Source organism: Segetibacter aerophilus (assembly GCF_007991655.1).
GTDB classification, from domain to species: domain Bacteria; phylum Bacteroidota; class Bacteroidia; order Chitinophagales; family Chitinophagaceae; genus Segetibacter; species Segetibacter aerophilus.
Window position 1 is genome coordinate 36,726 of the sequence record NZ_BJYT01000028.1, and the last position, 24,202, is coordinate 60,927.

Genomic DNA, 24,202 nt, shown 5'->3' on the forward strand with positions numbered 1-24,202 from the left:
TTACCTTGCTGGCCGGGCTCCAAAAATCTGTTCGCGCTCTATTTTAGCGGCTAACGAATTAATGTCCCGTAATTGCTGCGAACGATTTTTCAAAGTCCTGGCCGTAAGTCTCCTTATACTCTTTTGCGAATTTGAGGTAGGCGTCCTTGGCCATTCCATGACGCCCGAGGACGATAAGGCTACGGCATTTATAAGCGAGGGCGTCTTCGTTCAGTTGGTCAAAATGAAAAATGGAATTGGTGAGTTTGATGATCCATTCTGCCTCCATCTGGACATCGGCGGTCGACAAATATTGTAGAGTAGTGTCGACAACGAAACTGGTAACCTCCGATTTAATATCGTCAAGCCAATCGTATTGCGTCTCCGAAAGAAAGGAACCACGGTCTATCATATTTTGCAGATCATGGATATACTTTTTATCTAGCTGTTGCTTCTTCGCGACCATTTCCGTGAAATGCTGGTAATCGATTCGGATTGATTCATTTAAGACTTCAAACTTCCACTTGCCAGTCTCCTTGCCAATGTGGTATTCTCCGACCTTGTCGAGTATCCCTTTTAGTTTTATAATATTTACAGAGAAATTATTTCTTGCATCTTTCGCTGACTTGTCGCTCCACAGCATTTCGTACAATTTTTCTGAGGATATGCCTTTCCCATCCCTGAATGTATAAACAAGCAGAAGAAGAAATAATTCTTTTACGAGCGGAGTAAACTGCCTGGTGATATCTGCGCCGTTTTTGTCAATCACCTCAAATTGCCCGAACAGATAAACAGCGTAATGAAGGGGAACGTCCACTACAATTTCTTGCGCCGGAGAGGCTGGTTGAATAACTGCAGGCTGATTAGAAGCGGCAGTGGAAATTACAGGCGCTTCCTCCGTTGGTGCACTAGTCGCTACTTTTTGTTTACGCCTCTTTCTAATTAACCGGCCCGCAATCAAAACAACCACCGCAATAAGTGCATATAGTAAATAGGGCGGTTTTTTACCACTAGCTTCCTTGGCTGCGGTAAAGGGGTTTGGTGGAAAATCAAGGGTAAAGACCTTTACAGAGGTGATATTGTCTTTAGAACTAAATAAGGTGACGGCAACCAACTTTTGGCTGGCGGGACAATAAAAAAGATCAGCAAATGACTCAATATCATGATAGGCATAAGGAATACTATCGCCAACCAACTCGTAAGCGGGAGTGGTCAAAGAACCTTTGATTAACTGTATAGACGAATTAAATCGGTCGATTGGATAGATCAAAGAATAGAAATCGGTTGTACCTGGAATAATGACGAGGCTGTTGGCAAAACAGAACTGTTTGGCGGGATCATTTAAATGATAGATCTTCTTGAACGAACTATTTCTAACACTATATGCAATCAGGTCGTAGTTGTATTTCGGATTAATGGTTTGATCGCCCGTATTGCTTCCATAACCGCCAATAATGAAAGCGGTGTCTGTAGCAGCATTTGTTCCAAGCGCAGCCAGGTAACGTGGCATAAAGAAGTCGCCTTTCGCCTTCACTACTTCCCAGCTACTATTAGGGAAGCTATATCGCTGTACAAGACTCTTGTATTGTAATTGTCCGTACCCGGCGACAACATAGAGTGAAGAGTCGACAGTAGAAATAAATTTATTTGCCTGCCAGAACTCGGTAAGTTGTTTAGGATTGAAATTATGACTCCATACCTGAGAGTTGGGAAGATAGGTAGAGACTTCTTTCTCATCCACATAAAAATTGTACAACTGGCTTGCTGCCTGATTGAAAACAGACTGGTTTCCGGGAGGTAAAACACCATGGCTTTTAGAAAGCTTCACTCCTGAGATCTGGCCGTTTTTCAATGATAATTGGTACAAGCTATCTGTTGAAACAATGTACAATACTTCGCTATTTTTATCAAACGCTATGCTGGCGGTTGCCGCAGTTGCAATCGAACGGACCTGTTGCCAGTTCTGGTGTCTCGGTTTGATCCAGGTAGGGTTTTTTACAGTGGCTATACTTTTTCCAACAGCATCCAATGTTTGATTTCCTAAAATTTCCGCTAAAGGGTAAAAAGATTTTTCGCTATTGCCCTGCTTAACTTTTATGTCTTTGATTCGCATTGGAGGAATGTCAATGGTCTTGAAACCCTCATAATCGTTTGCTCCAAAAAAGACACGGGAACAAGTAGCTTCACTAAAGTTGAATTTCTGCCTACACACTAATTGGTTATCCAGGTAAAAAAGGACCTCCTGAGATTTCTTGTTAAACCTAATACTGCAATGATTCCAATTGTTATATAAGCGGCTTTGATCTATTCTAAAGACAAATGAAAAGTTCTCGCCTATAACAAAATTGAAGTTGAGTAGCTTCTGGTTGTAAACAATGTCTATGTTCTGATTATTGTTGGTGATTATTCTGATAATATATCCAAAATACGTTTCAAAGTTTGGAGCAAAATTAAAGTCAAAGGAAATCTCAGTATCATCCGTTAAACATATTGGATCAGTAGGAGTTAAATTTAAGGAGGTGCGTTTTTCCGGTACGACCTCATGACTGGAAAATTGTAACCCGTGCGACTGTTCATAAGCAATAACCGAGGTGAAAAGAAATCCGAGTAACAAAAAGAGGTATTTACCCATACTTAATAAAACAGCTAATAATGCACAAAATAGCTATTTCTATTAGAAGCAACAGTTATTAATGATAAGGGAATTCTGTATAAAAAACCACGTTTCTGAGTTGAGATTGAGGTCTTTTTATCCTTCTTGACAATGACCTGGAGACGTAAAAAAAGCAATAGTTTGTTTGTAGGTTTCAAATTAAGTCATTACAGGCCCTATCTCACGATCAACTAATTTTTTGAAATGGAAAGAATAAAAAAAGCCAGCCAATGTTAAATCGGCCGGCTTTGCATTATTGACAAAAGTCACTAGACAATTCCAATAATGTACCAGGCAAATAGTTCCTGGGGCATTTAAAAAAAATAAGGCCGTCTCAGATTTAGTTTTGAGACGGCCACTTCACTATAGTCGTATTTGTTAGCTCTTTGTATTTGTTTGTTTCACCTTTTTCATTTCTTCTAATTGATTCTTTGCTTTTACCAGAACTTTTGAATAATGATCATATGCTTTTTGCATTGTTTCCGGGGTAGGGTTATCAAACATTTGGGACAAGTAGGGATATTGTTTCAGATCGAAACCCTGAGCTTCAGCATACTTTTTTGCCTCTTTGAGCGTCTCCTTTAAATCCTGATGATTACCATGAATAATATTATTAGTAACTGTTTCCTTTAGCGTAGGCGACTTTGAATAACCTTTCTGATTAAATACGGTATTGCCTCGTGTATCAAAGTAATTCGGCTTGAAATCGGGTTTTAACTTGGTCAAAGCAGTTTGCATATTGTTTATCACTACCTGCATATCCTGGATTGTGTTGGCCATATCATTTGAATTGATGCCAACTGCTGTATTGATATAGTTGAAGACTTTGTTACTATCTGCTTCAGCCCATGAAATACCAATAATACGCTGATAATCCCGTGTTTTCATCTGTGCTGGAGCAACGGCGAGGGCCATACCATCATCATTGCCCGAAGGAAGTATATAATCACCCTTTTTTACGTGCCCAACTACTTTTACAGGAATTTGTCCCAGGAAAGCAACTTTCTCATATTCATTTAGCTTGTCAGGATTCGGCATACCTCCGACCATGGCCGGAAGGTGAGATATAACCATAAATTTTTCCGCATCTTTAAAACTTTTTGAAATTAAACCACCTTTTACACCAACAACATCTCCATAAGAAAAAGTTTCAGTTGTATCAAACTTGTGCAGCCATTCTGCATAATCGGCGCCTCCGGACTCGTAAGCAACACTGGCACCTCCAGCTTCATTATATGCTATGTATCCGCCAAGCTGTAAACCACCAACAACAAGATCAACAACACTCCATGCCACATCATCACAATCTCCCGCGATGCCAAGACCAGCTGCGCAAGCAGCAGCATTTACTATAAGTCTGACAATATCATCTACCAGGGTTAATGTTAATGAGTAAGCGCCAAAGGCATAGTTGGTACCAAAGTAATCTGCTGCAGACCCAGGAATATTGCCCGAAACCGCTTGGTTCTTATCTGTCGAGACGTCATCCGGACCCGGATCTCCGATAATGCCAATAACGGCGCTTCTTAACCCACCAGCAATCCCACTAAACCCTTCTACCCTGCCTAGCGCAGCTCCACCACTATTATAAAACGTAATAAAGTTGTTCCCCCTGTCAGGAGCTGAAGCATTGAGCTTTATTGCAAGGCCCTGTTCGTTACCTTGAACTCTCAGCGGGTAACTGTTGTAATCATCCTGACTATTCGCAAGGTCTGCATTAACTGTTACCTGGCCATTTGCATTAAGTGTGTTGTTTAAGGTAGTAGCGCCTGTAACGATAAGGGTACTCTTTAAAGCAGTGGCACCGTCGGTAGTTAAGGTGCTTTTTAAGGACGTTGCGCCATCGGTAGTAAGTGTACTTTTAAAGGAAGTTGCGCCGTCGGTGGTAAGTGTACTTTTAAGGGACGTTGCGCCATCAACTGCTAACGTATTTTTTAGTGCAGCAGCACCATCTACTGATAATGTGTTCTTCAGAACAGTGGCACCATCAGTGGTGAGCGTACCGGTTAAGGAAGTCGATTTTGCATTGGCAACTGTAAAAGTGCCATTGTTAGTAGTACTGCCACTTATCGTATTCAAAAAAACGTTCTTTTTCACAATAAGATCATTACCTACTTCTACATTAACACCAACTTTTAAACTATTTGCTATACTAATATCCCCTTCCTTTGTTATGCGTAATCGTTCGAGATTGTTAGTAACGAATATTAGGTCTTCATAATCTGTCGTGCCTAGTTTATCAACTGTTGCATCACTCTTACTATTTCCTTTTAACGACCAGTTTGCTGACGGTACCCCTGCTTGTACAGATGTCGGTGAAGCTGCTCCTGCAGCAGAAACATAATTTTGTTCGCTTTTTCCTTTGGAAACAAGTTCCGAAGCAGTAGCTGCATGAAATGCATAGGGCACAGCAAACAGTTGGCTGCTGCTAATTGGAGCAAAATCGGCCTTACCTTTATCTTTCAAAGCCACCTGCAGCCAAACATCGTCCGTGCTCCATGGGATAGTTTGAAAAGAACCTTTTTCAACTTTACCTCCACCAACTACAAGGTTAAACAAACCGAGTTGATTAGTAGTAACAGTATGTACCTCAGTATAATAAACAGAGGGATTACTGCCTTTTGAAAGCAGGCTGATCTTTAATGAGATTTCTTGGCTCGCAATTACGCCTCCAGCGAGGTTTCTTGCTACTGCCTGGTATTTCATACCTTGAGGTACACTCTGTGCGTAGGTACCTGCACCGAATAAAATAACAAGCACAAGGAGGACGGATACTTTTTTCATTTTAAAAAATTATTATAGGTGAAGGAGATTTAATTAATTGCCAGTACTCTATTTGGCTTTGATTACTTTAAACTCGCTATGTATACTACCGGCTGCGTTAGTTATGCGAAGAACATAAGTTCCATGAGGATAGCGGCTAACGTCTAATTTAGAAGCAATAGCATCTTGGGGTAAAGTGCTATTTAATAGCACTTTACCAGTAACATCTACCAGGGTAACTAATAGCCGCTCATCTACGGGCTTATTAATTTGAATGTTTAGAATAGAAGTTGCCGGATTTGGAAAAATCCGAAAAACATTTTTAGGTGTAGTGTTGTCCGCAACGTTAGTGCGCTTTACCTCGAGTAGTGGTTGATGAAAGCCTTGAGTGTAAAGCGATGAGGATGTAGAAACACTTTCAACTGCAGGCTCCCCAAGCGTCCATTCTAAAATTAGGTCCGAAGATTTTGATACCTCTCCTGCCGCAGCAATAACAGAGTGGTTCTCTTTCTGAGCAAAAGAATTTGTTGAAGTAGCAGCGGCAATGGTAATTAAGTAGAGATGAAGTTTCATACGCTTATTGTTGTAATGATGGAAATATTTAATAATGCTTTTAATCTCGCACAGTAAGCAAGTAATAATGTGAAAAATGAATTATAGATAGTGAATTGGTCTCTCGCTTTTCTTGTTAATAATTGTGCTTAAAAAGTTGCTTGTAGAGATTGCTTTCATGCTAGCACGCGTTTAATTAAAAAAGTAGAGAGGTAACGAAAGAGAAAATTTTTGCTACTATCCAGAAAGTTCACAACACTTTCTTCGTTTCTTATTCAAACATAACTTACCCAATCCTCTGTTTTGGTTCAATCTCACCAAACACCTCTTTCATCTCTCAAAACCCGCTTCTGGCTTTACGGGAATTTTGGCTGCTAATTGTTTGAAACTAAAGTTGTGAGTGAGTACGGAAAGAATTATTACTGTAGTCTTTTTTAAGATCTTAGCAGCAGTTATTGTACGCCATTTAACATGCAACGCAAAAAACCCCAGGGCTTATAAAATATTTATGAGAGAGGATGCAGATTAGGCAAACGCTGCCACGTGTGAGGGAAATTATAAAGTTTGTAATACCTCAATGATCCGTTCCATTTTATCTTCAGCAACAGGCAACTCTGCCTTATTTTCAAGAAGTAATATCCCTCCCTCTTTTCGCAAAATTTTTCTGGCGTAATTTATATTAGCGATATAACTGCGATGGATTCTTACGAAGTGATTTATCCCCGAGAGAATGAATTCGAAATGTTTCAGGTTCTTACTAACCAGGAGGCTTGTATTGTCTGCAAAAAAAATATTTGTATAGCTGCCTTCCGCCTTAAAATAACAGATGGTGGTAATGTTGAGAATATCAAAGCCAGTGGCAACAGGCACCACAATTTTTTTAAAATTATTTGTTTGAAGATTTTGCTTTAAAGCAGGTAAAAGTTCGAAACTAGGCGGTACTTGCTTCACATAAGCTCTCTTGATTGCAGCTGCTAACTTCTCTTCCTGCAAAGGCTTTAACAAGTAATCAACAGCACTCATTTCAAAAGCCTTCATTGCATAATCGTTATAAGCTGTTGTAAAGATGACTTGAAAATTAATTTCCTCAGGGTTAAAAAAATCAAGCAATTGAATACCGCTATAGACAGGAAGCTCAATATCGAGGAATACGAGATCAGGCGAATGCCTTCTTATACTTTTTACTCCTAAGGGAAGATCGGGACACTTATCTAACACTGCAACTTCTGGCTCTATTTCTTTCAGCATTTCTTCTAAAAGATTTGCTGCAGCGGGTTCATCTTCAATTATAATTGTTTTTAACATAATAGTCCGTTTTCAAGGGCGTTGGGGCCAAACTGCAAAATACCATGGGTATATGTATAATAACTGTAGTTCCCGCAGAGGAACCGTCGATATTTAGCTTATCAATTATTTTAAGCCTTGTTTTTTTATCGGCCGTTTGGTTGATTAGCTCTATTCTTTTTTCATTTGCCACTGTTGCAAACGATTGATGAGCAATCCTGTTTTTATTAATTTCTCTACTTCTATCTCTTCCAATACCGTTATCATCTATAATCACCTCAATTATATCCTTCTCTTCTGCCTCTTTAATCGTTAGCATCAACGTCTTGACTCCCTGAAGATGAAAAACACCATGTTTTATAGAGTTTTCGACGTATGGTTGTATTAGCATAGGAGGTATAAGTATATACTCCTGATCAAGCCTTGGATCGATATCTATTATTACATTGAAGCTGTCACCAAACCTGGCCTTCTCAATTTCGGTGTATAGCTTAAGAATTTCAATCTCTTCTTCCAACGTGATAGTTTCTTTATTACTGCTATCTAATATTTTTCGGATTAGTTGACTGAATTTACCCAAATATCCACTTGCACTTTTTTTATCATTGAAATAAACAAAATTTTGGATAGTATTTAAAGCATTGAAAATAAAATGTGGATTCATTTGCGAACGAAGCGTTGAAAATATGAGCTCATTTAATTTATGCCGGTACCCGGTCTCCGCTAATATTTTCGAAGTCTTCTCACCTGCTAATTGATTCTGTAATTGTAGTTGACGTAATCGATGCGAGTAAAGGATATATCCACCAATTGAAAGCAGAGTTAGGATTATTATAATACTATACAAGCGATGCCTATGTAACAATTGGCCGTTTAACTTTCTTTCGTTTTGTATTTGCAATTTTTGATTTTGCACTTCCAGAAAAGCAACTTTTGCATTAGAGTTAAGCTTATTCAAACTATCCCTAATTTCGTAATAGCGGCCGAAAAACCGATTGGCAGTCTTATAATCCCCCCTACCCTCGTAAGCCTTGCTTAAACCCATCAGCGCCTGCAAAAACTTATCGCGATCGCCCTGTACTTCCGCCTTGCTTTTTAATTCCTCAAAAGCTATGATAGCGTTTCCATAATTTTTTCTTTGTAAGTAATACTCCGCCTTGAGGTAGTCGAAAAAACCAAAGCAGCTACCAAGAGAATCCATCCCGTTTTTTTTTGCACTGGAAATATAATACCCGGCTATGTTGAGGTGACCAGCCTTCATGTTGATGGCAGCTTTATGAAGGTCAACTAAGGCAACCGGTAAAAAAAGACGGTTGTTGAAATGACTATCCAACAACTGTATAAAGCCATTATCAGTAAGTAAACCCAATGCATGTTTCTTCAATGCTAACCAATACATATACGAGGTATATACCTGTAAGTCTTCCTGCAATCGCTCCGCCTCATTCACATACTTTATAGAACCTATAGTATCCTTCATCATTAGATGAACGTCTGCTAAAATATAAGCGGCAATAAAAAGACGATTATTTTGCCCTGTCTTTTTATAGTAATCGTATAAGCTCTTTGTCCATTGCCTTGCATTTTCTTCCTGCCCCGGCCACTCCCAATACAGTTGCGCCAAATTATTAACAGCCTGTATTTTTAATGCTTCATTTTCGTTCTGTTGCGCATAGTTTTGTTGTTCGAGTATAATTTGCGCAGCCTTTTCACCTTCTTTCTTATGAATATATACATGCGCCAACCTGTAATACACCTCCAACTTTAGAGAATCCTTTTTGGTTGAGTCTATATTCCAATGATGCAGTAACTGATTAGCCTCCAAGGCAAACTTCTCTGAAAATTTCAAACCTTTATAAATGTTTATATCCGCCAACAATAAGTTGGCAGTAATGGCTTGGGAGTATAAGTGCTGTTTTGTAGCAAAATTTAAAAGACTCTTCGCTTTTGATATAGCGTGTTCAGTTTCATCATTTGCACCGCAGGCACAAACTTGTGCATTCCAATACAAAGCTTCTACTAAAGGCTCCTCGCGTCCCGCGCTGGCAATGCTAGACAAAAGATGTAAGTATACGTTTGATAAGCTATCCTGAAACTTTGATTTATAATGTAACGCAAGAACCCCCGCTGCATCAACTTGTTCAGCCGTCGTTTTTGCATTTTGAAAGCTTATAAGCAATTCTTTCTCTGAATAATATGTTGGGTATAGCACTTGTGTCACCGCAATGCAGGGGCACAACAACACAAAGATGATAAGTGAAACTTTGAAGGAATGTAGAAAACGGAAAGTATATAAAGAAATCTTCGTGTTTAAGCAAGCGCAGGATGACGAAACAGCTGCCCCTCTGCCAATACTATATGTCTCTATTTTAGAGCTACAAGGTTTAAAAAAGGGTAGAACGTTTAACAATGACTCTATAGGCAAAGCTGTTTGAACTGTGTAGATGATAAATATGTTGTAATAGAAAACAATGAACGCTAGTTAGAATAACCCGCATCATGCACAGCATAAGCTTATTAACAAAGCTAAATTAGTAAAAGCAGTAATACTAATTTCTTACAAAGTCAAAAGCACCATTCAAAAAATGAAAATAGTGTTTGATAAAATCAACATAGAAGGCGGCTTTGCTAGAACAGATAGTTTGTATACAGATGCATATTCGACAAGTGGAGGAAAGAGACTTTTTTTTCAAAGACAGATAGCCAGAAAATAAGAAATTTTCACTTTCACTAAAAAGGGACGAATTAGTTTAAAACTATAAAGCTTGTAAAAGATGTTCTAAGCTAAAATTATACAACTCTTATCCTTAATTATGTAACAGTAAAAGTTTAACGCAACGGTAGCGTTGTGTCGTAAAAAAATAAACCTATGACATATACATACAACATTCCCGGCATGACTTGCTGTAATTACCTAGCGAAAGCAAAAGCAAGCTTCTAATAAGATGATGACAAGATAATTTTTAGAGTCGTACAACATTTTATTTCAATTTCTTATAGACTTTCTGTTAGTAATGTCACATAATTGGTATCACCCTTTTTTTCAAATAGTTTCTGAAACAATTATTGCTCAAGTTTAGTGAAATTGAGCGTCAGGAAGTCTTATTTGATCTCCAAAAGGCTTTGGTGAATTGTAACGGAACTTGAATGCCTCTTCTTCTCCCAACCATTAGAGCCTATAATGTCAATAAGAATTTGTGTAATTTTAATTCCTCGGCAACACTTGAATAATAATGATCAGCAAGTACACAAGATGAATCATTACATCAGGAAAAACCTCTCGCTACTCCTTGGCCTCATAATCTATTAGTGCTTAAGCTTTCAGATAATTTAGTCTGCCACAAAACGGATAGTAAGTTTCAAAACTTTTTAAATCGACGTGAAACACTATGACATTTTTATACAATCCTTCTGTAAAAATATTTCACCTAGTGGCATTCGTAGAAGTGGAGCAACGAGCACTAGTGGACTACTTGTCATTTAACTTTTATATTCTTTATCTAAACTAGTATCGATAAAGTTCTATTTCCTGTAGTTGAGTTTATCAATGTTTATATTAGGATCAATTATCTTTATAGTTTATTTAATTATTGAAACTGCTTTTCGATGGGAGCTTCTAGTAAAAGCGACCTAATGTTATATGCTATACCGCGATTTTTTTCTTTGATACCTACAATCCTCTGCTTCGGACTAATTTGAAAGCTTATTCTAGTTAGATATTCAGAAATCTTTTCTATTTGACCCACATCTAATACCCAATCTTTCAGCCCGACTGCTTCCATAAAAGCATCAACTTTGCGATCACCAGAAACAGCGATCACTTTTAATCCCATGGCAACACCGATTATACAACCATGCAGCGCCGAACTTACCACCAGCTCTGATTTCTTATACCGCAATAGCACATGCTCCATCTCCTTTTCACTATCTCTTTCAATTCGATTATTCGTTTCCCTATACAAACCACCTGTGCTCTCCGCGAAATTCTGACTTATTTCTCTCATAGTATTATAAGCTATTTCACCTGCGGTAGTATAATTTGCAACATGTAAAATTCCGTTGCCATGCTGTGGAAGAAGTTCAATATAATTGATGCTTGGGCAAGGTATAGGATCGGGCAAATTACAATTGCTAAGAAAGCTTCTACTTAGTTCATCTCTAACTATGCACAATTTACTTTTTTGTACAATTTCTTCTATTAAAGCAACAGGGGGTAAGGTTCCTTCTCTCTTTAAATCACAGCAGCCAATTCCCCAAATAACAAATGGAACTCGGTCAGCGATAGACTTAAATGCCTTCCAAAAAGGAACAAAATAATCCATGATAAGTCCACCGCCTCCAATAACTATCAAATCGTGTTGTGTTGCTTTTGACAATATTTTCATCGTTTCCTCGACAAAGGGCGCATCACAAAGACATTCCTGAAGAGGCAGACGATGTAAAAGTTTTTGGATTCCTTTTGCAGACAGCCAGTCCCCTATGTTTGATCGATTCGCGTAAACATGATAAATCATACTTCTAATTCTTTAAATATTTCTGCATAATCGCCACCTGGCCAACTATGCATCTCTCCTCTATACCTATTTAAACCGATGATAGCCTCATGAAATTTTACCATCGAACACTGGCTGTCGTATGCAGCAATTGCATTTCGCTTTACCTCAACATAAGGCGTTATATCTACTACATGTTGAAACTTCTGAATTGGCGTCCAAACTTCGTACATTAAAACATTGGGTTTATGCTGTAGAGAAGATGGCAATAGGTTAAGCACCTCCTTAACTAATTGTGCTGCCGCTTTATGATCGGGATGTTCTTCATTTTCATGAGGTACATATATTATTGATGGCTCCAACTCTAAGATCTTATCAACTAGTTTCTGAAGGTTATCATTGTTCACTTCAAACCTGCCATCTGGCTCACGCCAGAAATTAAGCGTAGTAAGTTCCAGAATAGAGGCGGCTTTCTTTGACTCCTCTTCTCTTAGGATAACTGTGTTGTCAGCCATCGTTTTGCCTAGACCTCCATGTTCTCCTGAAGTAAGAAATATAACCTCTACTGTATCGCCTTCAACAATATGCTTTCTTATTGTTCCACCGCAACCAATGGATTCATCATCAGGATGTGGACTTATTACAAGAACTTTCCTTGCCACTTCTTTGTACAATCCCCAATTCTTCACAACTTTCTTGCTGGTTGCGAAGCGATCTTTAAATACCTCCTCTCCTAAACCAAAATCAAATGTGTGGGCACCTTCTTCTAATGCCTGCAATAAAAGTTGGCGAAGCAATACTTCACCCGGCGAATGTTTTGCATGTTGTATATCAAAGGATGGCTTGTACCAAAAAAAGTTTCCCTTATAGTTAAAACCAAAATGATAGGCTACGGGTGCATTGTTAGAAATAATTGCGGTGAAACGCATCCAACCTGTTGCATCAGCAATTTCTGCCAGTTTATTAAAGAACTCTTTTTGTTTCACATCAAGAAATAAACTTGGAAACCTTGTAGTGGCCCACCTGTTAATATGCTGCTCAAAAAAATCGTCCAAGTGTGCTTTAATCTCTTCAGACTCTTGAAGATGCTTAATCGTGAACTCCCCATTTCTTTTAAAATACGATTCATGACGAAGTAGACTCTTCTTCCTGGTGGCTGCTAAAGCTTCTTCCGGATATGTACTTAACTCCAATCTTGGGCAAACCCAACCTCCCTCATCATATATTTTCCACCTTTGCTGTTGTGCAGCCTTAACCAATAAGGAATTTGTTTTCGACTCCTTGGGTATATGATAAAACTGGAAACCAGCAAAATCCTCAACCTCGTTTGAAGCCAGTCGCAGCATTTCGCCCAGCACGTCTTCGTCAATATCGCCAATAAAGTCAAGATAATCTGAACCACCTGAGCCTACGAAATATAGCATCCCATACTCGGAAAATAATGGCGCTATTGCGAAGGTTTCATTCTCCTGTTCAGCTACGATTATAGATAAATTTCCCCGTCCAAAAACTTTCCACCAAACCCTCTGCCATTGCCATGTCATGAAGATTACATCACTTGTACCTTTCGCAAGTACCTTATTCCACACCTCTGCTGAAAGCTCCCTTTCATCAAACGAATTCAAGACGCGATATGTGACATTTCGTTTAGCCATTTTGTAAAGCCAATGGTTGAACAGATTTTGTATCGATGACTGAATAGTAATATTCTTCAAGCCTGCTTAAACAGATACGGCTGTCCGCCTCCCTCAATATATATTCACGGGCATTAACGGCCATCCTATTTAGTAATTCCCCGTCTATTAAAAGCTTTCTTAATGCCTCTTCTAATTTCTTGGTATCCTTTGGTGGAACGAGCAGACCATTCTCACCCGAATTGATTATTTCATCAACACCGCTTCCACTACAGCCTATAACTGGGAGCCCACAAGCCATTGCTTCTAAATACACAAAACCAGGTCCGCCTTCGTAATATGAGGGAGCGCAAAATATATGTGCTTTTGATAGTTCTAACGCGAGAGACTCTTTATCCACAAAACCTGGCAAGTCTAATAACTCAGATGCTCCCAGTCCACTAGCTATTCCTTTCAAGTGAGCAATATATTTTTCTTGTCCTCGCCCAACTAACCGTAGTTGTATGCCCGGAAAATCTTCCACAAGATTAGCTGCAGCTTCAACCAACTCTTCCACTCCCTTATTCTTAACAATCTTACCGGTAAAAATTATGGTGAGCCGTTCATTTTTTGCTACTGGTTGCGGCTTGAAGGTTTCTGTATTTACTCCCAAATGGATTGTTGGAATATCTGATTTCTGCGGATCATAATACTTGTTAATCCATTCTGTAGAACAAGCGCTTGATGAATAGACTGCATCAGCTAACCGAACACAAGTAGCTTCCATTTGTGTACCTGTGCGAAAAAAATCAGTAGTTATTTCGGGCCACCCCATTGCGTAACCAAACATAGCTAAAGGACCATGCAATTGTATCACAGATGGTACATCATACCATTTAGTCCTGTTAAGCAAGTAAACGTATCCCTCGGCAGCCCATTCAGGAAAATCAATAATATCCAAACCTACCCGTTTGTTCAATGCATCTATTTCTGCAGCAACTACCACACTATGGGTGATCCATTCAACAATATCTGTCATCTCGTACATGTAATCCTCCATTCCCGGGATTCGTATCACACATATATCTCCGTCGATCTTTTCGTATCTGTCCGTATCACTCCTGGAAATAACAAACACTTGGTGGCCTAAAGCAGAGAGGCCTTTTGCCTTCATATAGGTCTGAGAACCTATACCGCCACGTGCAGTTTCAGGAGGATACTCCTGCGACACCAATGCTATTTTCAGTTTTCTTCTTTCCATCAAAACTTAACGAAATTGTATTTACTCTGCGCCTTTCTGCGCTAGACCGCGGGATTTAAAAAAGAGGCTTTTTTGTGCGCTATGTAGTTAATATCATGATCTCGTACTACCTCTACTAGTTTCCCTTCTTCAAGATGTAGAATAAAATTGCACGAGCTGAGAGTATCAAGCCTATGAGTAATCATGAAAGTTGTTCGTCCCTCCATCAACCGTTCCATTGCTTCCATTATCTGCGCTTCAGTTTTAACATCCAACGAACTTGTTGGTTCATCCAAAATAAGTATAGGAGCATTCTTGATAAAAGCCCGGGCGATGGATATCCGCTGGCGTTCACCACCTGATAATTGCAGACCCCTCTCCCCAACCATTGTATTATAGCCATCTTTGCTTCTTATAATAAAATCATGAGCATTTGCTGCTTTGGCTGCTTCAATGATTTCCTTTTCAGTTGCACCAGGTTTTCCATACCTGATGTTTTCACTTATTGTAGTCGAAAAAAGCACAGGCTCCTGGAGCACTATACTAAATTGGGACCGGTAATCCTTTAACTTGTATTTCTTAATGTCAACCTCATCAACCATTACCACGCCTGTAGAAGGATCATAAAACCTGTTCAATAGGCTTACAAGAGTTGATTTACCTGCTCCTGTCGAACCCATAATACCGACTCTGTCCCCGGGCCTTACCTCGAAGGAAACTTCCTTTAAAATAGGTCTCTCGACATCATAGCAGAAAGAAACATCTTTAAACTGAAAAGCACCTTTTGCCCGATCCAAATGAATTGCATGTGGATTATCATCGACTTCTTTTTCTTCATCCAATACTGAAAAAACCCGGTCCACGCTAACAAGAGAGGATTGTATTTCCGCAATATTTTTACTAATTGTTTGCAGTGGTCCAAACACCTGACCGATATAAGCTAGGACTAAAGTCAACTCACCTAGTGTCATTTCTTTGGCATGAACGTACTGTGCACCGAAATAGATAATCAAAACAGAACCGATGGTAAATACCATACTGACCATAAACTGAAAGGTTGCTCCTAAACGTGCCATTTGCATTTGGCCTTCTACTGCTTTATTAGAACGTTTCAGAAATCGTTCGCTTTCATTTTCCTCTTGCCCAAAGGCTTTCACAACTCTTAGAGAACCCAAAACCTCATGAATAACAGACATCACGTTACTTTCAGCATCTTTTACTTTATACCAATCTTGTCTTAGCCTCTTTGAACGTAAAACCGTAAGTGCATAAAGTGGAGGTATAACACATATTGCAATTATGGCAAAAGACCAATTTATTATGAACATCACTACAATCATCGAAAATAATGTGATAAATGATGATACAAGCGGTGAAAGTTGACCTAACAATAAAGAGCGTATACACATAGTGTCCCACTGGATACGATACAAAGAATCTGATGATCCCTTTTTGTCATGATAAGCAATAGAAAGCCGCTGAATGTGATTGAAAAGAAGTATCCTAAAATTCATTACCAACTTTTCGCCTGTATAAGTAGAGAGCAGCCATGAAACATACCCATTAATATTTTCTAAAATTGCTATAAGAATAATAAAGGCAACTGCAATTACAATTGTTGATTGAAAATTGAAGGAAAACGATTGGGAAAAAAACATGGTAATGAAACCAGGTAGTGGTTCAGAGCCAAAGCCGCTATCTATTACAATTTTCATCCCCAGCGGTTTCAATAAGACAATAGGTGTAGCTAATAATGTAAGTACAAATAATACTATCATAGGCAACCAATAAGGTCTTGCATGCACAAAAATTCTTTTGACTAATTGAAACATTGAATACTTCATAATCGCTTACTCCCTTCTATGATTTTTTTTATATGACTCGCCTTTTACTTAATTAATAAAAAGCCTTAATGCAGCTTCCTTTTCCTGTTCTGTATCAGTAGGGTCGAGGTATTTTATTACTCGTGCAGGATTACCTACTACAACTGCATACGGAGAAACATCCTGAGATACTACCGCCTTGCAACCAATGACAGCACCTTTACCTATTGTAACCCCTGGTAAAATGATTGCTTCAAATCCAACCCATACATTCTCTTCAATTGTTACAGGTTGGGGATCAATAAACTCAAGATGTCGATTATAAGAATGTGCAGCTTGTTTTAGCATAGCTTTTCTAGCCGCTGGTGATTTTGTTTCCAGACCTAGCCAACTATCAGTTATAACTGATCCCCACGAAAACATACAATGATCTTTGATAATTACGGAGAGGTTACTAATGATTCGAGTGCATTGAAGAACAACAAACTTTCCAATATTTATTTCCCCATTTTCCCCTGTTGTAAAAATCCCATGTCCGTAATTTCCACTCGCATATCCCAACTTAAATCCTACAGGTTTCTTTGAATAAAAAGTAGTGAATGAGTACGACGTATCAGGATAAGCCATTTCTTCCAGCTCTATATTCGTCGGAAGGGGATTAGGATGCCAGTCACCCTCAATAAACAACTGCCCCGCCTCATTTTCAACGATCTCTTGTGCAAGTTGTTTATGCATATTCTAAAGATTTAATAATTGCCGGATTACCAGAAACAATTGAACCCTTAGGAACATTTTTAGAGACTACGGCACCTGGTTCAATTATAGAACCCTTTCCTATAGTCACCCCTTTTAGTATCGTAGCGTTAAAACCAATCCATACATCATCCTCAATTATAACAGCAGCAGATTCGAAAAATGGCCTGCGTGATTTATTCCCCACCGTAGAAATGGTTATAGTATCTATTAGCCGATCTGCGGGATCAAGTGGATGAAAGTCAGTATCTACAATTGTAACTCCCCCTGCTATATGACAATATCTACCTATAATAATCTTTGAAGTAGCAGCTAAGGTTGCACTTGAAATAAAACTATAATCCCCTATTTCTATATACCCATTCTTTTCGGGAGCAAGTGCAGGACTTTGAAGTGTGACATTGCTACCTACTTTTAATCCAACTGCAAGCTGAGAAAAGAACTTTTTGAAGCATGACGATGAATCAATGACGGTATTGGTACCTATTTCAATGTTTGCTGGTATAGCGAAGCTGCACCAATCTCCATCGATCTTCTTTCCCGGTACAAGCAAATGAAAAATTTTTGCGTTCGTTTTCATAATCTTAATTCAGTTGTTCCAGCATTCTTAGCAAAACCACATCACTGCTAAAATATGCACGGGCAATTTGCTCTGCTTGTTTAGAATGATACGGGAGATTAGAATTTATCTCCTTCAGTGCTTCAATGGCTGAAGAAATGTTATCAAAGGCAATTACACCATTGCCTGAAGGGATATATTTAGACCAACCTGTTTCCTCGGTAATAACGGGTTTACCTGCAGCTAAATAGCAGGCAGATCGACAAGAGAACCATCCACTGTTGGACTTTACATAAGTTTCTTTTGCCACAGAAAATTCACCAATCGATTTCAATATGAAAGCTTTGTAATCTTTGGTGTTACCGACCGTAGTCGACGGTTCAAGTATTTTCCAGCCAAGTCCTTCTAATTCTATCCCACAATAATTACTTTCTTTATTCAAGGGTTTATTAACTACAACTTCAAATTCAACCCCAGGCAGCAGCGCTGGCACTTGTTTAAATTTCTCAAACTCAACATCTTTTTGGCCCCATTCTTCATTGTTGTATTCCAGTTTTTTTCTGCCGCTCCAATTCATTATACTCGTAAACTTTTTCCCGGAAACTCTTGAGTTGTTTTTCCACAGGTCCAGGCAAATAGGTTGCCTTGTTGCATGCCATTTATAATTGAAAGTTGGAATTTCACAATCTTCCGCCCCAATATTTTCCCCAAACGAAAACAAATAATTGTGATTCTCAATCATTTTTTTCGTGCTCCAATTTCTAGACTCAGAATCATTTTTTATCTCAATTGCATATTGTATTTGAGTAAACATTGGATCAGAATCTATTAATATACGATGGGGTATTTTCAAATATTCGTCTCTTAAATAGGTTGAACAGGAAATATTAATAAACACATTTGCTGTTTCACATATTTCCAGAATTCGTTGTTCAGACAAACCGAATGACAAGCCGGAAGCAATATCACGATACGCCCATCTATCCTCTAAACCAAAACTCTCCATCATTTCTTTCAAATAACTAACACATCTGGACGCATCATCCCAGGAACTGCCATTCTTTTGAAAAACAGGGTATTGCATTGTATCTTCAATATAATAGACATCATGACCCAAAAGCTTTAAACCTAGTGGATATTGAATATAATCCCACGTAGCTCCTCCTGTAGGATATAACCCTATGTAACCCCCAACTATAATTCTTAATTTTTCCATTATATGATAAAAGGAGTGCTCTTTTCTTAAGGTAATTTGCGGACCTGAAATATTATTATTCGTACGTTGGTTTCAATTCCTGCATTTCATCTTCTAATTGCTCCTAAAATAAACCTACATACTGCTCTTTCTCTTCCCTCACTTTTTCGCTATGTACAATATTCAACTTACTTTCTTTCTCATCAAGCTTAGCCAAATTAGTGAAGCCGGTAACAATACAATTAACAACAGATGCTGAGTCAAGAATGTATTTTAAAAATATAGCTGCTGTAAGGAAACAAAGAATAGCTCCAGCAATCCAACTATGGTCAATCAAGGCAAAAGTGGTTATGGCAGTAAGTACTCCTATTAAAAACAATCCGCCTAAAGAATATTTAGACCAATATCTAAACTTTACATACTGCTTATTCGCCCCATGTTCTTCAACTGTAAGCACTCCTTTAGCTGTGGAAAATAAGCCATTGCGTGTTTTAATATCCCACTTGTCAAAATCTCCACCGCGCTTCACTCGTGCTTTTAAGCCTATTATATTTTGCTCGATTTCTTCAAGCCATGTTTCATTTGATTTCCAGCTGACTTCGTTCCAATGGGTTAAAGTCTTTGATTTAAAAAGGGTTAGATTTTTAAAACTTGCTTTTGCGCCTCTTATACGCCATGGTGTTAGACCATTTTTTATTCTTCCCCGTAACCTTGCAACCGGCTGAACAATATGGAGTAGCACAATTAATAAAAAGTATTTCCAGTTATGCTCCTGCCCTTTAGATAGCGACGTATTCTTTACAGCGCTTATTATTCCCTGGATAATTATTACTGCAATAGATGCAATAAATACGGGCCATAGAGCTAGCAAAGGAGTCCACAAAGAGCCGAGACATGCCATAACTCCAAACAATGTAGATAATAAATACCACTCAGGCATTAAGGGAATACAGTTAAGAAATCCTTCTGCTGGTTGATATACGGATTGAAATAACGCACTTCCCCAGGTGCCGTGAAACACTTTGCCTTTTTTTACATTTATTGGTAATGTAAAACCATTACCATAAATACGCCCAGCCCAAGTCAGATGTCCAAACCCATTATATTTTTCAGGCCATTTTGACTCTAATAAAGCTTCCGCTTTACCATAACCTTGTTGTTGTTTCCAGTATGCTTTCAGCGAATTACGACGATGATGCCATACTAATGCTGATGGATGAAACCCGATGGTATATCCTGCTTCCTGAATTCTCCAGCAGACATCCACATCATCACCGGCAGCACGATACATTGGATCAAACCCACCAATTTTCATTAGTACGTCTTTCCTAACGGACAAATTACAACCAGGAATATGTTCAGCAATCTCATCAGTTTCTAACACATGAACAGGTCCACCGGGGGCATTAGCTACACAGGTTGCAATGGGTCCATCTTCACTCGGAATAATATTAGGTCCTCCCATTGCAGCATGTGTACTGTTGTTGTAAGCATAAGCGAGGTAATGTAACCAGTGGTCGTCAGGATAAGCATCATCATCAATATAAGCTAGTATTTCGCCTTTTGCATTATACATGCCTGTATTACGGGCACTGCTTAATCCACGATTGGATGTATTGATTAACTTAACCGGGTATTCGCTTACTATTTGAGCTAAATTATCTTTTGAACCGTCATTTACCACTATTACCTCAAACTTAGGATACTTCAATTTTACCAGTCCCTCCATTGTATCACGAATAGTGGCAGAACCGTTATAACTACATACTATTACCGAGATAAAAGGAAAGTTTTGAATGCCTGCAAACGGAACCTTAGCCATAGCCTTAACAACTGCAGACAATGCCGGCTTGGGTCTTCTTTCCCTGTCAACTAATCCAAAGTCCCAGTCCTCAATTTCGAATCCTCCGCGCCACCATTCGTCGGTCCATGCAAAAACAAACATACCTGCACAACCTTTACCAAACACAGTTTCGATTTGCCACTTTAATACTTCGGCTTGTTTTTCATGCCCGTTACGCATACTGTCTAATCCAATCTCAGCAAGAACGAGCGGACGATCGCCGGAAAGATTATGAAGGCGTGAAATGTATTTACTTAGCTTTTCTGGCGTTTCGAGGTAAACATTAAAACAATCAAAATCAAGGAAAGACAAATCCAGATATTCCGTGGTTGGATAGTTGACGTAGGTAACTAACCCTTGCGGATCAACTTCTTTTACCGCTTTATATAAAGACTTTAAAAATGCTTCAATCTTAGCTTTTCCGTACCATCTTACAATTGGTGCAGGAATTTCATTACCTATAGTATAGCATAAAATAGCAGGATGATTCTCGCAAAACACAACACCTTCCTTTACCCTTTTAACGATGTCCTTTTTTCTTTCTTTTGTATCAAGGAAAGTAATGTGTTGCTCCCACGGAAGACCTACCATCACCTTTAGTTGATGTCTTTCTGCAGTATCAAGAAGATATTTTGGAGGAACTGTGTATGTTCTAACAGCATTCATTCCTTCACAAGCCATCAAAGAAAAATCTTTCTCTACAGTTTCAGCATCGGGAAACTGAACGTCGTTATCATCTGGTTTAAAAGTGCCATAAGTAACACCTTTTATGTAGAACTTTCGATTTTTGGCGTAGAGGAACTTTCCCTTTACATGCATTCTTTTTGTTTCTGTTCTATAGATAAAACTCTTACTTTCCATAATCATATGCATTAGGTAAATAATTACGTCTCCAGCAAAAGCTATGGAGCAATAAGCAGCGAGAGATAGTCGAATTTAATTTTCAGAAGCTTTCATAGGTTCTTCGCATAAATGAGCCTTGGACATTGGAAACTAGTACCGATAGAGGTACCAGAAGAAGCTTTAAATGGAATGCAATAGTATAAAAAAGATCAATATAAGATTTCCTGTTGAACGGTTTTTAATCTTATTCTAATTAACCATAAACGAACAGGGCAATATATTTCTAACGCAGCAACCGTATACAGATGTAGTTTTTAACCAACTATGTATATTGTTCAATCCGTAACTCCATTCTTATTTAAGGAATTTTTAATTTGAACATAAATTTTAGTAATTCCCTCAACTATGCAGTCAACAAAATATTACTACTATTTGAAAAATCATAATCTTCAAGCTTTTTATACTATATAATTAATGTTTGAAATCTGGAAACCAGCAAATAAAAACTATCGTAGAATGACTTAAGATGGATGAGCTATTCATTATACTACTGAAACTGCTTATGGTTTAGTTTCAGATATTTTTCAAGGGTAAGGAGTTGAAACAATTTTTCGGACTGAATGCATAGACTCTCTATAAACAGTAAGGAACAGTACCTGTACTTTGAACGTCTTATAGATTTTAATATTAGCGAAGTAGTGGCGGAGGAGTTATGGGGGGTGGGGTTCTTTGAATGGTGGCTCAAAGTCCGATGGAGGCAGTAAGTGCTAATAAGATACGTAAGATTACATCTTTGTAAGTTTAGTCAATCTAACGCTCAATATTATTGGAGCAGGTTCTTCCATACACTATCCATCTTTAGCTTAACTGTCTTTTTGCTATTGTTGTAAAGATAATTCCAGGCCTTTCTATAGGGTGTACTCTCAAGCTCCTTATACCTTAGCACAGCATTGCGGTCTATAAACTGTTTACCTAAAGAAAAAAGGTAAGTAGCTATTAGAAAAATCATCATCCAGAAAAGAAGTCGACCAAACACAAGGTGATAGTACTCTCTTGCGCCATCTTCAGGAAAGAGTAGTATTCTATGTTGCCTTGTTATGCTTTTTGGTTGTTTCTCAATAATACTCGCCAGCCTGAGTACGCCTTCGTTTACTGCTCTAGTCATCGGTTCTGGGTCAGTTACGGGAGCACTTACTTTTATGTTGCTTAGCTTCAATTCAAAATCATCTACTTTATTATTCAGATCAGACACAACTGCTACCAACTTTGCATTTTGTTGCTTTAATTCCTGAAGGTCTTCCATTACTTCAGTTAGTACTGTTTGTATGATTTCAGCTTCCATAGTGTCGGTTGATTTACAAGCGATGAGATTGCCTTTTTTTCTTTCGCTTTTGTTTAAAATGTTTGTCTATTTCTTCGTTGTTGGGTTGTGGCTTCATAAGCACATCCATGGTGCCTTCTTCATTGCTTTTAAAGATTGAATCATTTGAACTTGCAGGCTGCTGAACGAAGGGTTGGGCCGGTAGATTACTTTGTCCTTGCGCTCGTAATACTTGCTGCCTGGCAAGTATTTTTTCAATCGTTGCCAGGGAGTAATTCAGTTCACTGCCTTTCACAGTAACTTTCTTTTCATCCGTAAAACTTATCCCTCTACCCTTTATAATTTTATATCCTCTTTTATTCATTGCGGCTTCAAATTGGTGTAGGTCCTTACACTCCTTTAATGCCTGCTGAATATTGCTTCTTAGCAGTTCCTTTCGCTGGTCAAAACGGGAAATACTTCTTTGCTCTTTTGATAAATACTTCCTAGGACTAAGCACTTGTTTTAGCTCATATCTCAATTCCATTTTCCGGCAGTACTTAGCCATCTTCTGGTAGTTGTTACTGTCGCTTACAGTCCGTTGATCAAAGCCAATTCTGTTGGCTACAATATGCAGATGCTGGTGGTTGGTATCACGATGAGCAATGGCTATGTATTGATTGTTTTCAAAGCCCAGGTCTTTGGCGCAATGTTCACTCATCTCCATCAGCTTATCCTTGCTTAAATTTTCTCCAGCAGCAAAGCTTAGAGTAACATGCAAAACGGGTTTGGACAATTTCATATTTAACTGCCTTACTTCATTAAATTGCTGTACTAATTCCTTCTCGTTTCCGAAGCATTTGTTGAACATTAGGATCTCTGCTCTGTCCTTCATTACCTGCTGATCTTTCTGTTGAATTTTGTCATGGAGGCAGTATGCAATGCATCCTCTAAAAAACTTTCCGATTGTTATTTTTCCAATCATTCAAAATAGTTTTTGAAGTTGTTTACAAACTGTTTTATTTGTCCAACCAGCCACTGCAATTCTGCTCTTTCCATCGCATTTAATTCATCAAAACTGTTTCGTTTTTTTGCTATCTGGTTTACGTTTGCAGCTATATGATTTAGACTTGCAATGCCTTGCAACACTTCCTTTGGAAGTACTTTTTTTCGTGTGTCAACCTGTCCTTTTAAACCAAGTGTTCTTAAAAATTCTGATACACTTGCATTAGCCGTCTTTGCTTTATGCTCAATCACATCGCGTTCAACTAGTGTACACATTACAGCAAGTTGTTCGCTTCGCTTCACG

The 24,202-nt window shown here is 38.5% G+C and carries 16 protein-coding genes and 1 pseudogene; 1 reads left to right on the top strand and 16 read right to left on the bottom strand.

The genetic code is table 11. The features are described from left to right. Positions 1-58: 58 nt before the first annotated feature. From SAE01_RS21520 to SAE01_RS21540, 5 genes are all read right to left on the bottom strand, one after another. The gene (locus SAE01_RS21520) at positions 59-2,593 is read right to left on the bottom strand and encodes a galactose oxidase (protein WP_147205881.1); all 2,535 of its coding nucleotides are present in this window, start codon (positions 2,591-2,593) and stop codon (positions 59-61) included. A gap of 417 nt (positions 2,594-3,010) precedes the next feature. Continuing rightward, entirely contained in the window at positions 3,011-5,416 is a 2,406-nt protein-coding gene (locus SAE01_RS21525; protein ID WP_147205882.1) for a hypothetical protein, read from the bottom strand. A gap of 48 nt (positions 5,417-5,464) precedes the next feature. Further along, positions 5,465-5,968 (bottom strand): T9SS type A sorting domain-containing protein, encoded by a 504-nt coding sequence (locus tag SAE01_RS21530; protein ID WP_147205883.1) that lies wholly within the window; start codon positions 5,966-5,968, stop codon positions 5,465-5,467. Positions 5,969-6,502: 534 nt separating this feature from the next. Then, entirely contained in the window at positions 6,503-7,252 is a 750-nt protein-coding gene (locus SAE01_RS21535; RefSeq protein WP_147205884.1) for a LytR/AlgR family response regulator transcription factor, read from the bottom strand. Further along, positions 7,230-9,290: a tetratricopeptide repeat-containing sensor histidine kinase gene (locus SAE01_RS21540; RefSeq protein WP_147205885.1), complete on the bottom strand. Its 2,061-nt coding sequence runs from the start codon at positions 9,288-9,290 to the stop codon at positions 7,230-7,232. Before SAE01_RS21540 ends, SAE01_RS21535 begins: the two co-directional genes overlap by 23 nt. 190 nt (positions 9,291-9,480) lie before the next feature. On the opposite strand from SAE01_RS21540, the gene SAE01_RS21545 reads away from it, so the two are divergent. Beyond that, a complete protein-coding gene (locus tag SAE01_RS21545) occupies positions 9,481-9,666 on the top strand; it encodes a hypothetical protein (protein ID WP_147205886.1) in 186 nt (61 codons plus the stop codon). 1,152 nt (positions 9,667-10,818) lie between these two features. Here SAE01_RS21545 and SAE01_RS21550 read toward each other — a convergent pair. The 11 genes and pseudogenes from SAE01_RS21550 to SAE01_RS21600 form a co-directional block, all read right to left on the bottom strand. Beyond that, entirely contained in the window at positions 10,819-11,745 is a 927-nt protein-coding gene (locus SAE01_RS21550; protein WP_147205887.1) for a polysaccharide pyruvyl transferase family protein, read from the bottom strand. Beyond that, the gene (locus SAE01_RS21555) at positions 11,742-13,379 is read right to left on the bottom strand and encodes a GNAT family N-acetyltransferase (protein ID WP_147205888.1); all 1,638 of its coding nucleotides are present in this window, start codon (positions 13,377-13,379) and stop codon (positions 11,742-11,744) included. Before SAE01_RS21555 ends, SAE01_RS21550 begins: the two co-directional genes overlap by 4 nt. Beyond that, positions 13,372-14,598 (bottom strand): glycosyltransferase family 4 protein, encoded by a 1,227-nt coding sequence (locus SAE01_RS21560; RefSeq protein WP_147205889.1) that lies wholly within the window; start codon positions 14,596-14,598, stop codon positions 13,372-13,374. The genes SAE01_RS21555 and SAE01_RS21560 overlap by 8 nt, the downstream gene beginning before the upstream one ends. Positions 14,599-14,639: 41 nt before the next feature. Continuing rightward, entirely contained in the window at positions 14,640-16,355 is a 1,716-nt protein-coding gene (locus SAE01_RS21565) for an ABC transporter ATP-binding protein (protein ID WP_170234234.1), read from the bottom strand. Between the two features lie 177 nt (positions 16,356-16,532). Next, a pseudogene (locus tag SAE01_RS25225) lies at positions 16,533-16,682 on the bottom strand (acyltransferase); the annotation flags it as partial. A gap of 445 nt (positions 16,683-17,127) precedes the next feature. Beyond that, positions 17,128-17,733, bottom strand: coding sequence for an acyltransferase (locus SAE01_RS21575; protein ID WP_147205891.1), 606 nt, complete (start codon positions 17,731-17,733; stop codon positions 17,128-17,130). Positions 17,734-17,737: 4 nt separating this feature from the next. Next, positions 17,738-18,928: a glycosyltransferase gene (locus SAE01_RS21580; RefSeq protein ID WP_147205892.1), complete on the bottom strand. Its 1,191-nt coding sequence runs from the start codon at positions 18,926-18,928 to the stop codon at positions 17,738-17,740. A gap of 103 nt (positions 18,929-19,031) precedes the next feature. Continuing rightward, positions 19,032-21,611, bottom strand: coding sequence for a glycosyltransferase (locus tag SAE01_RS21585; RefSeq protein ID WP_246113299.1), 2,580 nt, complete (start codon positions 21,609-21,611; stop codon positions 19,032-19,034). Positions 21,612-22,416: 805 nt separating this feature from the next. Beyond that, positions 22,417-22,935, bottom strand: a complete 519-nt coding sequence (locus SAE01_RS21590) for a hypothetical protein (RefSeq protein ID WP_147205894.1) — start codon at positions 22,933-22,935, stop codon at positions 22,417-22,419. 13 nt (positions 22,936-22,948) lie between these two features. Further along, the gene (locus SAE01_RS21595) at positions 22,949-23,878 is read right to left on the bottom strand and encodes a relaxase/mobilization nuclease domain-containing protein (protein WP_147205895.1); all 930 of its coding nucleotides are present in this window, start codon (positions 23,876-23,878) and stop codon (positions 22,949-22,951) included. After that, positions 23,875-24,202, bottom strand: a 328-nt coding sequence (locus SAE01_RS21600; RefSeq protein ID WP_147205896.1) for a plasmid mobilization protein, incomplete at its 5' end; no start/stop codon positions are given. The genes SAE01_RS21600 and SAE01_RS21595, both read right to left, overlap by 4 nt.